Consider the following 14,547-nt stretch of genomic DNA (forward strand, 5'->3'; position numbering starts at 1 on the left):
TCGCCGCCGGGGCCACGCCGCCGGGGCACGGTTCGGGGCCGTTCCCCGCCGGTGGGCCGGACACCGCGGACTGGTTCGGTTCCGGCCCGGGCCCCACGGTAGCCGTACCCGGGGCCGCCGCGGCGCCGCACTCTCGTGTGGGTGAACGCCGCTCTGCCCCGGCAGAGCTCGCAGGGGGCGTTCCGCTATCCCCGACTGCCGCCCAAGTAGGGCAGCCCCATGGGCAGGGGGCTGCCCGCCCGGCCGAAGGCGGTCCGGCGCGGGCAGCCGGCGGATCCGTTACCGGGGCCGGCATGGCCCTGCGGCGACCGGCGCATGATCCGGACCCGCGGCGACAACTGCCCTCCTGACGAGGCATTCTTGGGCGGTGTCGAATCTCTCTCGGTCCCCCCTTCCCACGCCCGGCGGCTGGATGGTCGTCTGCGGCGACGACGGTCTGGCCAGGCGGCTCGCCGGCGAACTCCGCGACGTCTACCGCGAGCGGGTGACGCTCGTGGTGCCCGAGGCCCGCGCACCGCAGCCGGCGGTGGGGCGGCGGTCCGGGCGGGCCCTCGGACTGCTCGGGCGGGTACCCGTGGCCCGGAGCTCCCGTCTGCCGGGGACCGAGCAGACGGAACCGTACCTGCGTGTCGTGCAAGGGGCCGAACCGGACGAGGAGTTGCTGGCCGAGGCCGGAGTGCGGCGGGCCGCCGCCCTGGCGCTGGTGTACGAGGACGACGAGACCAACGTACGGGCGGCGCTGGTGGCCCGACGCCTCAACCCCCGGCTCCGGCTGGTGATCAGGCTCTACAACCGCAAGTTGGGACAGCACCTGGAGGAGCTGTTCGACCAGGCGGCGATCATCGCCGAGCCCGGACTGGACCCGCAGGAACTGGACGTGTCGACCACGGTCCTGTCCGACGCCGACACCGCCGCACCGGCCCTGGCCGCCTCTGCCGTCGCCGGCACCAGCAAGATCGTGCAGGCTGACGGCCTGCTGCTGAGGGCGGTCGAACGCACGCCGCCGGGCCCGGGCCAGGTCGCGGACCCGGGCCTGTGCACCCTCGCCCTGCTGTCGGCGACCACGGGCGACCCGGCCGGCACGGAGGGCTCGGAACACAGCGGTGACCGCGGACCGCAACTGCTGCCCGACGACCGGGCGGTCGCCGGCGCGACCGGCCGCGGGATCGTGGCCCTGGAAGCGGTGTCCCCCATCGGCCCCGCCATGGCGGCAGGCCGTCTGGCGGGGGCGTCCCTGCCCGTCGCCTCGTTGTTCTCCCGACGGCTGCGCTGGTCCCTGGCAGGGATACTCGCGGCCGTGGCCGCACTGGCGGTGGCGTCCTGGATCACCACCGGGGACCACCTCTTGCACGGGGCCTACATCACCCTCCTCGACATCTTCGCGATCAACGACCCGGCGGTGGACGAGCCGCCCGAGCGCAAGACGCTGCAGATCCTCGCCGGATTCGTGGGCCTGCTCCTGCTGCCGGTCCTCGTGGCGGCGGCGCTTGAGGGCCTGGGGGCCTTCCGGACCGCGACCGCGCTGCGCCGGCCGGCCCGCAGGACCTCCGGCCATGTCGTGTTGCTGGGGCTCGGCAAGATCGGGACACGGGTGCTGGCCCGACTGCGGGAGCTGGAGATCCCCGTGGTGTGCGTGGAATCCGATCCGGAGGCCCGCGGTATCGAACTCGCCCGCCGGCTGCGCGTACCGGTCGTCCTCGGCGACGTCACCGAAGAGGGGGTGCTCGACGCGGCACGGGTCGGCAGGGCGCACTCCCTGCTCGCCCTGACCAGTGCGGACATCACCAACCTGGAGGCCGCCCTGTACGCGCGGGCGGTCCGGCCCGATCTGCGTGTCGTGATGCGCCTGTACGAGGACGACTTCGCCACCGCCGTCTACCGCACCCTGCGCGCCACCCACCCCGCCGCTCTCACCCGCAGCCGCAGCGTGACCCACCTGGCGGCACCCGCCTTCGCCGGCGCGATGATGGGCCGGCAGGTCCTGGGGGCGATCCCGGTCGAGCGCCGCGTGCTGCTGTTCGCCGCGCTCGTGGTGGCCGGCCATCCACAGCTGGAGGGGCGGACCATCGCGGAGTCCTTCCGGCCCGGTGCCTGGCGTGTGATCGCGCTGGACACCACTGCCCCCGAGGACCGGCGTCCCGACCTGGCCGCGGCACCCGAGGACAGCCGGCTCACCCAGGCGGGCCTGGTCTGGGACCTGCACCCCGGGTACGTCCTCAAGGCGCAGGACCGGGTGGTCCTGGCGGCCACCCGCCGGGGACTGGCCGAGCTGCTCGGCCGCGGCGCCGTCTCCGCCTCCGGGACCTGAGCCGGCTCCTCCGGCCGGCGTGCGGCAGCAGCGTCCGGGAGGCCGTGGCCAGCGGCCGTGACCGGCGGCAGTGACAGGGCGCCGAGACTGCCGGACTCCGGCATGGGGCCGGCAGGTGGTCCGGACCTAGTGTGGGCAGCCGCACCAGAGAGGTACCCATGAACGCACATCCGGCCGTCCCCGCCGCCCTTCTGGCGGCGGCGACGCTCCTCCTGCTTCCGCTCCCCGTCGCACTCCTGCGCGGGTGGACTCCGGCGAGGCTCCACAGTCGAGTCGTGGCCAGGCCCTACGCCTACGCCATGCTCGGCCTCTACGCCCAGGCATGCCTCAACACCGTGCCGCGCATGCTGGACGCCCCCGCCGGTCTGACCACGGCGTGCACGGCCATCGGGGTGGCGTTCGGCGTCGTGGCCGCGGTGTTCTTCCTGCAGGCCGCGGCGCGCGGCCGTCGCCCGGATCCGGAGGGGAGGCGGTGACCGTACGCGGACGCGCCCGCTGACACCGCGGGGCCGGCGCCACCGCGGCCGGCGCACCGCACCGTCCCGCCGGGCGGGAGCCGGGGACCACACCCGTGGCGACTCGCTCCCGGGTCTGGCGTGTCACGAGGGCGCTCAGGGCCCCGGTGCGGCATCTTCTCCTCGGCGGGCGATGTCCCGAACCCCTCGATTGCGGGAGTCTGCGGAGGTGTCCCTTGGGCGCGAGCGGTAGCGGGCAGCACGGTCCCGAGGAGGCGCCGCGGCCCTCGCCGGAATCAAGGGGGCCAGGGCATTCGGGACCGCGGGAGAACGGCGAAGCGGACACGTCGACACGCCCGGCGGGCGGGGAGCCGGACGAGTCCAGGCCCAGCTTGCCGGAGCGGTTCCGATCGGCTCTGGAGGCCGCGCGGACGGCCGGTCCGCCGCCCGGACCCTCGCGTCCGGCCTTCTGGCGCAGCCCGCTGCGCGGCCCGTGGCTGACCTCGGTGCTCGGGCTGGTCCTCCTTGCCGGGATCACCGTCCTGTTCGTGACGGGGCTGGTCTCCTACGCGGCGTACAACCCGGACCTGGCGGTCCGCAACGACCAGACCCCGGACAAGGGGTGGCTCGGCTTCTACCTGTTCTCCTGGCCGACCTCCCCGTACTGGCTCTACCGGGTCACGCAGGGGGTGCACGTCACGCTCGGCGTGGTCCTGGTACCGGTGCTCCTGGCGAAGCTGTGGTCGGTGATCCCCAAGCTGTTCGAGTGGCCCCCGGTGCGGTCGGTCGCCCACGGCATCGAGCGGCTGTCCCTGCTCCTGTTGGTCGGAGGCGCCGGTTTCGAGTTCGTCACCGGCATCCTCAACGTCCAGTTGCACTACATCTTCCCGGGCTCCTTCTACGTGCTGCACTTCTACGGGGCCTGGGTGTTCATCGGGGCCTTCGTGGTCCACGTCGTCTTCCGCCTGCCGAGGGCCCTGCGCGCGGTGCGGCGCCGGGGGCGGGAGCCGGCGGCCGGTGCGCCCGAGGCGGCCGGACTGGTCTCGCCCCGCCCGGCGGCGCCGACGATCTCCCGCCGGGGCGCCCTGGGCATGGTCGGGCTCGGATCACTGGCGCTGCTGGTGGTCACGGCCGGCCAGAGCGTGGGCGGCTGGTTCCGGCAGACGGCGCTGCTCGCCCCGCACGGACAGGAGCCCGGCTCCGGGCCCAACGGCTTTCAGATCAACAAGACCGCGGCCTCCGTGGGCATCCGGCCCAGCGACATCGGCCCCGCCTGGCGGCTGACCGTCCGCGGTGCGGGCCGACAGGTGGACCTGACCTACGGCCAGCTGCTGGCCCTGCCCCAGAGCCGATCGTCCCTGCCGATCGCCTGCGTGGAGGGCTGGTCGACATCCGACCAGGACTGGGCCGGGGTCCGCCTCACCGACCTGGCGGCTCTTGTCGGGCTCGGCACGGACACCCCGAAGGTCCTGGTGGAGTCGGTGCAGCGCGGCGGGTCGTTCAGCTCCGTGGTCCTGCGCGACAACCAGGCCAGGGACGCGCGCTCGCTCCTCGCCGTGCGCGTCAACGGTGCCGTCCTCTCCGCCGACCACGGCTACCCGGCCCGCGTGATCGTCCCCGGTGCACCCGGTGTGCACAACACGAAGTGGGTCACCCGCCTCACCTTCGGGGAGCAGGCATGACATTCCGCCTCCCGCTCGCGGGCACGTTCGCCTTCCGCCGCCGCTACGGCGCCTCCCCGCTCCACCTCCTCCTCGTCCTCGCCTCCTTCGCTCTCGCCCTCTACGCGGGCGTGCGACTCCTCAGGGGAGACAGCATCGGCGTGGCCCTGTGGTTCGTCGGAGCGGCGCTGGTGCACGACCTGGTGCTGCTGCCGCTGTACTCGGTGACGGACCGGGCGGTGCAGGCCTGGTGCGGGCCTTCGGGCGCCGGGCATGGCGCGGTGCGGGTGAGCGTCAACTACGTGCGGGTCCCCGCTTTCGTCGCCGGTGTCCTGCTGCTCGTCTGGTGGCCGCTCGTCCTGCGCCGGGTGGACCACTTCACGGCGGCCACGGCCCTTCCCGCCGACGTCTTCCTGACGCGCTGGCTGCTGATCACGGCCGCTCTCTTCGCCGCCTCGGCGGCCGTCCTCCTCGTACGGATGTGGCACGGCACCAGGGCCGGCAGGCGCGCCGCGCGGGCTCAGGCCCGGGCGCGCAGGGCCACGAAGTGACGGCCCCCGGCGGAGGACCACCGCTCGGTCGCCGTCCACCCCGACGCGGTGGCGTGACGGTCCAGCGCCGAGGCGCCGACGGCCGCCCAGGGGAAGACGGCGCCCGCGGGGTGGCGGCCTGCGTGGACGCGGACCCGGCGGCGCTCGTCCACGTCCGCCGCGGCGGTCTCCACCAGGAGCAGCCCCTGTCCGTGCACCAGACCCCTGATCCTGCGCAGCAGCCTGCGGGGATCACCACCGATGCCGATGTTCCCGTCGATCAGCAGAGCCGTTCCCCATCCGCCCTCGTCGGGCAGCGGGTCGAACACCGACCTGCGCAGCGCGGCGCCTCCTCGGCCCACCGTGGAGCTGACCGCCGACGAGCACACGTCGATGCCGAGCACGGTGTGCCCGCGGCGCGTCAGCGCCTCCACGAGCCGGCCGGCCCCGCAGCCGATGTCCAGCACCCGGCCCCGGCACCGCCGCAGCACGGCACGATCGCCGACGTCCGCCCGTGCACACCACCGCTCGACGTCCAGCGGCAGACACCAGCCCTCGGCGTCCCGCAGCGAAAGATCACCCTGCTGCGTGCGGATCGCCGCCGCGTAGGGGCCGCTGTTCCATCCTTCGGGGTCGTGGACGATCACGTCCCATCTCTAGCCGCGGGGCCGGCCCGCACTGCGCCGTGCGGGGCGGATCCACCCGATCGGACCGGGCCCGGCCCGGACCCCGCCCACCGGCCCGGACGGGGCGGCGCGGACGGGACGGAGCCCCGGCCGCAGGGGCCGGGGCTCCGGTCGTCCGTCCGCGCGCCGTGTCAGTGGCTGCCGGCGAGTTCCCCGGTGAGCTTGCCGTGGAGGTCGGAGCTCGGGTCGTTCAGGCCGGTGATCTCGACGGTCTTGCCGCGCTGGGCGTACTTGGTTTCGATCGCGTCCAGGGCGGCGACGGAGGAGGCGTCCCAGATGTGCGCCTCACTCAGGTCGATGACGATCCGGTCGGGGTCGGAGGCGTAGCCGAAGCGACCGACGAGATCGTTGGAGGAGGCGAAGAACAGCTCACCGGTGACGCGGTAGACAACGCTCTTCCCGTCGGGGTCGGGCAGCGCGGTGACCTCGGCGAGGTGTGCGACACGCTTGGCGAAGATGATCATGGCGGTCACGGAGCCGACGACGACGCCGACGGCGAGGTTGTGGGTGGCGACCACGCACGCGACGGTGATCACCATGACCGAGATCTCACCCGCGGGCATCCGCCGGAGCGTCTTCGGCGCGACCGAGTGCCAGTCGAACGTCGCCAGCGACACCATGATCATGACCGCGACCAGGGCGGCCATGGGGATGTCGGAGACGACCGGGCCGAAGACGATGCACAGCACCATGAGGAACGCGCCCGCCAGGAAGGTCGACAGGCGGGTACGGGCGCCGGAGACCTTCACGTTGATCATCGTCTGGCCGATCATGGCGCAGCCCCCCATGCCGCCGAAGAAGCCGGTGACGACGTTCGCGATGCCCTGGCCGATCGACTCGCGGGTCTTGTCGGAATGGGTGTCGGTGATGTCGTCGACCAGCTTCGCCGTCATCAGCGACTCCATCAGGCCGACCAGGGCCATGGCGAAGGCGTACGGGGCGATCGTCGACAGCGTGTCCAGGGTGAACGGCACGTCCGGCAGGCCCGGCACCGGGAGGGACGAGGGCAGCTCGCCCTTGTCGCCCACCGTGGGCACCGAGATGGCGGCCGCGACGGTGATCACGGTCAGGACGACGATGGAGACCAGCGGGGCCGGGACCACGGTGGTGACCCTCGGGAAGAACACCATGAGCGCCAGGCCGGCGGCGATCAGCGGATAGACGGCCCAGGGCACGTCCAGCATCTCGGGCACCTGGGCCATGAAGATCAGGATGGCCAGCGAGTTGACGAAGCCGACCATGACGGAACGGGGGATGAACCGCATCAGCCGTGCCACCCCCAGCGCGCCGAGCACGATCTGAAAGACGCCGGCCAGGATGACGGCCGCGATGAGGTAACCCAGACCGTGCTCGCGGTTCAGCGGGGCGATGACAAGTGCGACGGCGCCCGTGGCGGCGGAGATCATCGCCCGCCGACCGCCGACGATCGAGATGACGACGGCCATCGTGAACGAGGCGAACAGGCCGAGTGCCGGATCGACGCCGGCGATGATCGAGAAGGAGATCGCCTCGGGGATCAGGGCCAGCGCGACGACCAGCCCGCCGAGCACCTCGGTGCGCCAGACCTTCGGGTCGGAGATCCAGTCGGGCTTCAGGCCGCGCAGACGGGCGGCCGGGGACACAGCAGTGGCGGCAGAAGACAAAGGAGACGGGACCTGTCGTGTTCGGGGGCAGCCTGCCCGGCGGGGGACGGGGCGGGCAGGAGGGCGCCGGGCGGCGGGGCAACCCGGCGGGCGGCTCCGACGGGCCCGGAGCGGGCATGCCGGGGAAGGATGTCTGCCCCTGCGGGCGAGGAGTACGGGGGGTGCTACCGGGTGCGGAGCGTCACGGCGGGCAGGCGGCGTCGAACGTCATGCGCTCGCCCACGCTTCCCTCCTGCACGGATCGGAACTCGCCGGGGGCGCCATAGGCCCCGGCACGGTAGCCGGCGGGACGACCGCCGGGCCGTCCGCACCACCAGACACCATACCGTGACGGCGGAGCGGGGATCGGTGCCGCCCGGGTCCGCCGGGGGCGGCCGGAGCGCGCTCCGCCCGTGGCCGCGGCCGGTGTTCGGCGCCGCGGAGGAGGGACGGGCCTATCCTGAAGCACATGGCGACGGTGCGGGTCGACGGGGTGGAGGTCGCGTACGACCGGGCCGGCGAGGGACCGCCCCTGGTGTTCCTCCACGGCGCGGGAGAGGACGCCCGTGTCTGGCGGCCGCAGGTCGAAGCGCTGGCGGACGCGTTCACGGTCGTGGCCTGGGACGAACCGGGAGCGGGCCGCTCCGGCGACGTTCCGGAGTCCTTCGGGCTCGCCGACTACGCCCGCTGTCTGGCGGCGGTGGTCGAGGCCCTGCGGCTGGGTCCGGCGCACGTCGCCGGTCTCTCCTGGGGCGGCACGGTCGCCCTGGAGTTCTACCGCCGCCGTCCGGACCTCGTGAGGACGCTGATCCTCGCCGACACCTACGCGGGCTGGGCGGGCTCCCTTCCGGCGGACGAGGTCCGGGCCCGGGCCGCCGGCGTGCGCCGGATGCTGGCCGCGCCGCGCGACGCGTTCGATCCGACCCTGCCCGGCCTGTTCGCCGGCGAGCCGCCCGCCGCCTACCTGTCCCTGCTGGCCGAGCTGGCGGCCGCCGTGCGGCCGCGGACCTTCCGGACACAGCTGGCCCTCATGGCCGAGGCGGACCTGCGGGACGTGCTGGCCACCGTCTCGGTGCCCACCCTCCTGCTCTGGGGAGAGCGGGACGCACGGTCGCCGCTGTCCGTCGCGCGGCAGTTCCGGCAGGCGATCCCGGCGGCCGAACTCGTCGTGATTCCGGGCGCCGGGCACGTCAGCAACCTGGAACGGCCCGAGGAGTTCGGCCTGGCCGTCCGGGCCTTCTGCAGCGCTCACCCCGAGCCGGTGGCCGGTGGCCGGTGACGACCGGGCACCGGACGGGTTCAGTCGGGCCCGGTCCAGTCGAAGGTGATGTGCTTGCTCGACCGGCCTTCGCGGTCCCACCGGAAGCCGAACGCGTCCGCGCGGTTGACCGTGGTGCGGCCCCACGTCGCCACCTGGCCGGGGCCGGTCTCGGAACCGGGCAGGTTGGTCGACTGCACTCGCGCGCCCTCGGGTGTCGTCGGGCCGGTGAGGGCGACGGCGCTCGCCTCGACCTTTCCGGGTACGGAGACCCGCCAGCCGCCGAGGTCGTCGTCGGCCTCGAAGGCGATGGGGGCGACGTCCATACCTTTCATCTCGCCCGCGAACATGGTGAGCATCTGCTGCGGCCAGCTGCCCGCCTGCCCACCGAAGATCATCTGAAGGGCTTCGCGCTGCTGCTCGTCGGCCCGCTCGTCAAGGAAGACCGCCCCGTACGCGTCGGAGTGCTCGGCCCAGACGTTGCCGACGAAGGAGGCCACCATGAGGACGTTGAGCCCGTCCAGTCGGACGTCCCCGTAGTGGCCCTCGCGGACGTGCCAGGCGAGCACCCCGTCACACTCCCCGTAGGTGGGGGGCTGGGCGAACGAGCACGGGCACGGAATGTCGCACCTGCAGGTGTCGAACCAGTCGCCGGACACGTGCCAGGCGGGAATCGTCTGTGTCGTCTCGGTCATGCCGCCACCTCCTCGCGCCCGGACCCGGGTGATGCGGGTACCGGCCACGGCCACCGGTCGACCGGGTGGGAGGGGGAGGTTCCAGCCCTGTGCCTACCCGGCATGCCGGGCTCTGGATCCCATCCTTCTCGCCCGGACCGTTGATCGCATTCCGTGGCACCGCTGCCGGCGTGCGCGCCGCGTGTTCGTGTGCTGCGCTGTAGCCATGGCGCGTGACGCGGCCCGTAGCTTGCCTCCGTTGCGGCCCGGCAATCTTCTCCCGGCACGCACGATGGCCGTCGCCTGGTCGGTGATGGCCCTGATCGCCCTGCTCTGCTGGCTCGTCATCGTGGCCCAGTCCGGTGACATGGGGGTCTCGGCGGGGACGATGGGCATGGCTCTCCCGCTCTTCCTGCTGCTGTGGGCGGTCATGATGGCCGCGATGATGTTTCCTTCCGTGGCACCGGTCGCCGTGACCTGGGCCCGGTCCATCGGGCGCCAGGCGTCGGGGTGGGGGCGGGCGGCCCGGGTCGCGCAGTTCGCCTGTGGCTACCTGGTCGCGTGGACGCTCTTCGGACTGATCGCCTACGGCGTTCTCGCGCTGACCGGGGACGCCGTGGACGCGCATCCGGCGGTCGGCCGCTGGATCGGTGCCGCCGCTTTCCTGCTCGCCGGGCTGCAGCAGCTCGGTCCGCTCAAGGACGTCTGCCTGCGTCACTGCCGCAGTCCGCTGGCCCAGTTGGTACGCTACGCGGCCTTCCGCCCGGTCGCCCGGGACCTGAGGGTGGGGATCCACCACGGTCTGTACTGCGTGGGTTGCTGCTGGGGCCTGATGCTCGTCCTCGTGCCGCTCGGCGCCATGAACATCGCGGCGATGGCGGCGGTCTCGGTGGTCATCTTCGTGGAGAAGCTCTGGAGCCGAGGGCCGGTCCTGGCCAACGTGGTCGGTGTGCTGTTCGTGGTCCTGGCCGTCGTGACGGCCCTCGGCCTCTTCCAGGACGCCCTGGTGCCGGGCCTGAGCCCCTCCGGTGAGCAGATGGACATGGGCTGACGGGGCCGCCCCTGGTGCGGGCCGGGGCTCCCTACGGCCTCGCGGCGGTGACCAGCAGCAGCGTGTGCGGCCAGAGGGGGTCGAGGACCGCGGGATCGTTCTTGAGCTTGGCGAACATCACCAGGCCCTCCAGGTGGGCGATCACCGCGCGCGCCACCGACGCGTCGGCCCGCTCGCGCGGAATGTCGCCCGCGTCCGCGGCCTCACCGAGCAGGGCGCAGATCAGCGCGGTCTGCTCGTCGAAGATCTCCTCCAGCCTGGCGCGGACGTCCGGCTCCTGGGTGCTCAGTTCGAGGGCGAGGTTCCCCAGCAGGCAGCCGTCGACCGTGCCGCAGCTCTCCCTCCGGTGCCGCTGGGCCTGCGCCATGCCCTCCAACAGCCGGCGGAGCCGGACCAGGGCGGGATCCGGGCTGTTCAGCTCGGCGGTCCAGACGCGGCGCTGGTCCTCCCAGTAGGCGTTGACCGCTTGCAGGGTGAGGTCCTGTTTCGAGGCGAAGAAGTGGTAGAAGCTGCCCTTCTTGACCTCGGCCGCGGCGCAGATCTCTGCCACGCCCAGGCTGCTGTACCCCCGGTGCTGCATGAGTTCGCCCGTGGCGTCGAGGAGCCGCTCGCGCGCGGTGCTGATCCGTCCCATGGCCGGAGTATACGGTCGGTCAACTCCTCGGCGCCGCCACCGGTGGTGTTTTAGTTGACCGGTCGTCTATGGTGTTCTCGAAGCCGGTCCCCGCGTCCGGCCGACCGTTCACCCCGTCCCCGGGGCACACCACTTTCTGGAGGGCCGCCGTGTCCGCACCCATCTCTGTCGTCATCGCTTACCACAGCGGCCACGGGCATACCGCCCGGCAGGCCGCGGCCGTGGCGGAGGGCGCCGCTGCGGTGCCCGGAGTCCGGGCGGACCTGCGGGACGTCTCCACCCTCGACGAGGGCCTGTGGGCGGCCCTGGCCGAGGCGGAGGCGATCGTCTTCGGCTCCCCCACGTACATGGGCGCCACCTCGGCGGCGTTCCAGCGCTTCGCGGAGGCCGGCGCCCCCGTCTGGGCCGCACGCGGCTGGCAGGGCAAGCTCGCCGCCGGGTTCACCAACTCGGCCGGGGCGAACGGCAACAAGGACAACGCACTGCTGTCACTCACGGTCCTGGCGGCGCAGCACGGGATGCACTGGGTTCCGCTGGGCCTGCCGCCCGGCTGGATCTACAGCTCCGACGGCAGCCCCGAAGACCTCAACCGGCTGGGCTCGTTCGTGGGCGCCATGGCGCAGTCGCCCTCCGATCTCGGTCCGCAGGAGTCGCCCGCGGAGGCCGATCTGCGCACCGCGCGGCATCTCGGCGAACACGTCGCCCGGACCGCACTGCAGTTCGCCCACGGCCGCCGGGCCGTCGAAGCCCTGGCGGTGACCGCGTGAACGCCGGACGCCTCGGTGACCTGCTGGGCGTCGAGCTGCCCGTCGTGCAGGGCCCGTTCGGCGGGGGGCTGTCCTCGGTCGCCCTGGCCGCGGCGGTCTCCGAGAAGGGAGGGCTGGGTTCCTACGGTGCGCACGTCCTGGCCCCGGAGCAGATCACGGACCTCGTCCGGCAGCTGAAGGCCCGCACCGGCCGCCCGTTCGCCGTCAACCTCTGGGTCCCCCAGCCGGGCGAGGCCGGACCGTGGCCGGACCCTGCCGCACTGGCCCCCCACATCGGGCGGCTGCGCCCCTACTACGACGAACTCGGGCTGCGCCCGGTCGCGGCCGAGGACGTCAGGCCGGGGCCGGACTTCGACGCCCAGGTGGACGCGCTGCTCGCGGCCGCGCCCCCGGTCATCAGCTTCGTGATGGGTGTCCCGCCCCGCAGGGTCATGGACGAGGCCCGCCGCCGAGGCATCGCGGTGATCGGCACGGCCACCACCGTGGACGAGGCCGTCGTACTGGAGCAGGCGGGCGTTGACGCCGTCGTGGCCTCCGGCGCCGACGCCGGTGGGCATCGGGGCGCCTTCCTGCGGCCGGTGCGGGAGTCGCTCGTGGGGACGTTCTCGCTGGTGCCCCAGGTCGCCGACGCCGTACGCGTCCCCGTCATCGCCGCCGGCGGGATCGCCGACGGCCGGGGAGTCGCCGCGGCCCTCGGCCTGGGCGCCGACGCTGTCCAGATCGGCACGGCCTTCCTCGCCACGCGCGAATCGGGGGCGAGCGAGGCCCACAAACGCGCCCTGGGCTCACCGGAGGCGCGCACCACCGTCCTCACGCGTCTCTTCACGGGCCGGACCGCCCGCGGAATCGTGAACCGGTTCGTCCGCGACATGGCCCCGTACGAGGAGACCGTGCCCCGGTACCCCGTGCAGAGCGCCTTGATGCAGCCCGTCCGCCACGAGGCCGGCGTCCAGGGGCAGGCGGACCTCGGCAGCCTGTGGGCCGGCCAGGCCGCGGCCCTGGCCGTCGGTGCCCTCGGCGCGGCGGAGTTCCTCGACCGGCTCATGGCCGACGTGCGGGAGCGGAGCCGCCGGGGAGCCTGACCGGCCGGACCCTCGCCGCACGGGCGGCAGGGTGCGCGTCGCGGAGCAGCCGCCGCTCAGGGCGGCCTGCTCACGGCGTCCTCACCGCCGCCCCGTGCCGTGCGGCCCCGGGGGAGACGGCGCGTCCCGCAGACGGCGTGCCTGGGCGTCGTAGTCGCGCAGGATGTGCCGGAGCTGCCGCAGCGACTCCTCGGGTATGTCGGGGGGAGCGGACTCGGCCACGAAGCGGGCGGCCGCCACCAGCGCGGCGAACTCGACGGCGTGAGCGGTCGCCTTCAGGACTCCGGGCCGGGCCCACTCCAGTTGCATGATCAGCCCTTCGACGCGAGGTATTCCTTGATCTGCCCGAGTTCCTGCTCGAAGTCGTCGTAGTCCTCACGGATGCCGTTGAGGTAGCCGCTCCAGCCGAGGCTGTTCTTCGCGTAGTGGACGGCTTCCTGGATCTCCTCGTCCGTGGCACCGAACAGCTTCGCCGCTTCGGTGTGGAAGAGGGTGCAGTAACGGCACTTCGTCTCCGAGTGCAACGCGATCCCGATGAGCTCCTTGTACTTGTTCGGGATGAGCGTCTCCCCGAGCTCGATCCTCTTGAAGATCTCCCACTCGTGGTCCAGCAACTCGTCGGGGATGCGGGAGAAGAAATGAGGTACAAGACCCAAGGTCTCCTTGATCTCCGACTCGACTTCGCTCCGGGTGCGGCCCGCCATGTCAACCACTCCTCTCAGCCGGGAGAAACCGACACCCCTCACTCCACGCTAGAACCCGCCGACGACGCCTGCGACCCCTGAGCGCCCCCGCCGGGGCGCCGCGACGCAGGTCAGACGCGACGGCCCGGCCGACGGCCACCCCGTTGCGCCGCCCCGGCGGACTCGTCGCCGGCCTGACGGGGGAGAAACCCCACGCGGCCCAGCACTCGATGCTCGACGACGCACCGGGGGCCACGGGGCCACACCAGTACGGGGACGCGGCACGGGAGGTCGCCTCGCCATGAATTCCCCGGTCGAGGATCTCCACCACCGCCGGCGGAAGCCCTCCGGGAGTCTCTAAGTGCGCAAGGGACCGCTCCCGCCCGGCGCGTGGCAGCAAGGCCGCGCGCGGCGCATCCCCGCGTCCGTAATGCGGGCGTAATGGTTTGCGGGCCCGGCATCCAGTTGAATGCGCACGGTAGGTACATCGCCCGTCGGGCGCGGAACAGGGAGTTGTGGAATGAAGTTGAGTCGTGGTCGGCGCGGGCCTCTGGCGGCGGGTGTCGCCGTGCTGGTGACGGCTGCCCTGGCCGTGGGGCTGTACCTGTTCCAGCCGTGGAAGCTGTGGCAGGACGAGACGGTCAGCGAGGCGTTGCCCACCGCAGCGCCGAGCGCGCCGAGCGCACCCGGCGGTTCCGCTTCGGAGTCCGCGTCCGCCGCCCCGGCGGCGCCCGCCACGCCCCGGACCCTGAGCCAGGGTTCCTTCATCAGCCACGAACACGACACCAAGGGCACGGCGAAGGTCGTCCGGCTGGCAGACGGCTCCCACGTGCTCCGGCTGGAGGGGCTCGACACGAGCAACGGGCCCGACCTGCGGGTGTGGCTGACCGACGCCCCGGTGAAGGAAGGGGTGGCGGGCTGGCGGGTGTTCGACGACGGCAAGTACGTCAGCCTGGGCAAGCTCAAGGGCAACAAGGGCGACCAGAACTACGAGATCCCGGCGGACGTGAACCTCGCCGACTACTCCAGCGTGGCGATCTGGTGCGACCGCTTCGACGTCTCCTTCGGGGCGGCGGAACTCGCCGGGGCGTAGCGGATGTCGGCCGCGCTCCGGCGCGGCGCGTCCTCGCGGCGCA

General features: G+C 73.0%; 15 protein-coding genes. 9 read left to right on the top strand and 6 right to left on the bottom strand.

All coding sequences use genetic code 11. The features are described from left to right. Positions 1-412 precede the first annotated feature (412 nt). The 4 genes from R4Z63_RS29615 to R4Z63_RS29630 all read left to right on the top strand — a co-directional run bounded on the left by R4Z63_RS29615 (position 413) and on the right by R4Z63_RS29630 (position 4,975). The gene (locus R4Z63_RS29615; RefSeq protein ID WP_037916789.1) at positions 413-2,308 is read left to right on the top strand and encodes an NAD-binding protein; all 1,896 of its coding nucleotides are present in this window, start codon (positions 413-415) and stop codon (positions 2,306-2,308) included. Positions 2,309-2,466: 158 nt separating this feature from the next. After that, positions 2,467-2,784 carry a hypothetical protein gene (locus R4Z63_RS29620; RefSeq protein WP_384448567.1) on the top strand — a complete coding sequence of 106 codons (318 nt, stop codon included), beginning with the start codon at positions 2,467-2,469 and terminating at the stop codon, positions 2,782-2,784. Between the two features lie 371 nt (positions 2,785-3,155). Next, positions 3,156-4,445, top strand: coding sequence for a molybdopterin-dependent oxidoreductase (locus R4Z63_RS29625; RefSeq protein ID WP_078555893.1), 1,290 nt, complete (start codon positions 3,156-3,158; stop codon positions 4,443-4,445). After that, positions 4,442-4,975, top strand: a complete 534-nt coding sequence (locus R4Z63_RS29630; RefSeq protein WP_384448571.1) for a hypothetical protein — start codon at positions 4,442-4,444, stop codon at positions 4,973-4,975. Before R4Z63_RS29625 ends, R4Z63_RS29630 begins: the two co-directional genes overlap by 4 nt. On the opposite strand, the gene R4Z63_RS29635 is transcribed toward R4Z63_RS29630, so the two are convergent. Together R4Z63_RS29635 and R4Z63_RS29640 are read right to left on the bottom strand one after the other, a co-directional pair. Continuing rightward, a complete protein-coding gene (locus R4Z63_RS29635; protein ID WP_384448574.1) occupies positions 4,945-5,601 on the bottom strand; it encodes a class I SAM-dependent methyltransferase in 657 nt (218 codons plus the stop codon). The genes R4Z63_RS29630 and R4Z63_RS29635 overlap by 31 nt on opposite strands. A 170-nt stretch (positions 5,602-5,771) precedes the next feature. After that, positions 5,772-7,262 (bottom strand): SulP family inorganic anion transporter, encoded by a 1,491-nt coding sequence (locus R4Z63_RS29640; RefSeq protein WP_384448638.1) that lies wholly within the window; start codon positions 7,260-7,262, stop codon positions 5,772-5,774. A 469-nt stretch (positions 7,263-7,731) separates the two neighbouring features. Between R4Z63_RS29640 and R4Z63_RS29645 the strand changes: the two genes are divergently transcribed. Beyond that, positions 7,732-8,541 (top strand): alpha/beta fold hydrolase, encoded by an 810-nt coding sequence (locus R4Z63_RS29645; RefSeq protein ID WP_384448577.1) that lies wholly within the window; start codon positions 7,732-7,734, stop codon positions 8,539-8,541. Between the two features lie 20 nt (positions 8,542-8,561). Here R4Z63_RS29645 and R4Z63_RS29650 read toward each other — a convergent pair whose 3' ends face one another. Further along, the gene (locus tag R4Z63_RS29650; RefSeq protein ID WP_384448580.1) at positions 8,562-9,215 is read right to left on the bottom strand and encodes a DUF1326 domain-containing protein; all 654 of its coding nucleotides are present in this window, start codon (positions 9,213-9,215) and stop codon (positions 8,562-8,564) included. A 205-nt stretch (positions 9,216-9,420) separates the two neighbouring features. On the opposite strand from R4Z63_RS29650, the gene R4Z63_RS29655 reads away from it, so the two are divergent. Next, positions 9,421-10,245 carry a DUF2182 domain-containing protein gene (locus R4Z63_RS29655; protein ID WP_384448583.1) on the top strand — a complete coding sequence of 275 codons (825 nt, stop codon included), beginning with the start codon at positions 9,421-9,423 and terminating at the stop codon, positions 10,243-10,245. Between the two features lie 31 nt (positions 10,246-10,276). On the opposite strand, the gene R4Z63_RS29660 is transcribed toward R4Z63_RS29655, so the two are convergent. Further along, positions 10,277-10,879, bottom strand: a complete 603-nt coding sequence (locus R4Z63_RS29660) for a TetR/AcrR family transcriptional regulator (RefSeq protein WP_384448586.1) — start codon at positions 10,877-10,879, stop codon at positions 10,277-10,279. Positions 10,880-11,028: 149 nt separating this feature from the next. Here R4Z63_RS29660 and R4Z63_RS29665 point away from each other — a divergent pair, with 149 nt between their 5' ends. Next, positions 11,029-11,646 carry a flavodoxin family protein gene (locus tag R4Z63_RS29665; RefSeq protein ID WP_384448588.1) on the top strand — a complete coding sequence of 206 codons (618 nt, stop codon included), beginning with the start codon at positions 11,029-11,031 and terminating at the stop codon, positions 11,644-11,646. Then, a complete protein-coding gene (locus tag R4Z63_RS29670; protein WP_384448591.1) occupies positions 11,643-12,728 on the top strand; it encodes an NAD(P)H-dependent flavin oxidoreductase in 1,086 nt (361 codons plus the stop codon). The genes R4Z63_RS29665 and R4Z63_RS29670 overlap by 4 nt, the downstream gene beginning before the upstream one ends. A gap of 81 nt (positions 12,729-12,809) precedes the next feature. Here R4Z63_RS29670 and R4Z63_RS29675 read toward each other — a convergent pair whose 3' ends face one another. Both R4Z63_RS29675 and R4Z63_RS29680 read right to left on the bottom strand, forming a co-directional pair. After that, positions 12,810-13,037, bottom strand: a complete 228-nt coding sequence (locus R4Z63_RS29675) for a hypothetical protein (RefSeq protein ID WP_037916808.1) — start codon at positions 13,035-13,037, stop codon at positions 12,810-12,812. Positions 13,038-13,039: 2 nt separating this feature from the next. Then, positions 13,040-13,432, bottom strand: coding sequence for a carboxymuconolactone decarboxylase family protein (locus R4Z63_RS29680; protein ID WP_037916811.1), 393 nt, complete (start codon positions 13,430-13,432; stop codon positions 13,040-13,042). Between the two features lie 499 nt (positions 13,433-13,931). On the opposite strand from R4Z63_RS29680, the gene R4Z63_RS29685 reads away from it, so the two are divergent. Then, positions 13,932-14,504, top strand: a complete 573-nt coding sequence (locus tag R4Z63_RS29685; protein WP_052030099.1) for a DM13 domain-containing protein — start codon at positions 13,932-13,934, stop codon at positions 14,502-14,504. Positions 14,505-14,547: the final 43 nt, after the last annotated feature.

This window comes from Streptomyces sp. PL-29 (assembly GCF_058344425.1).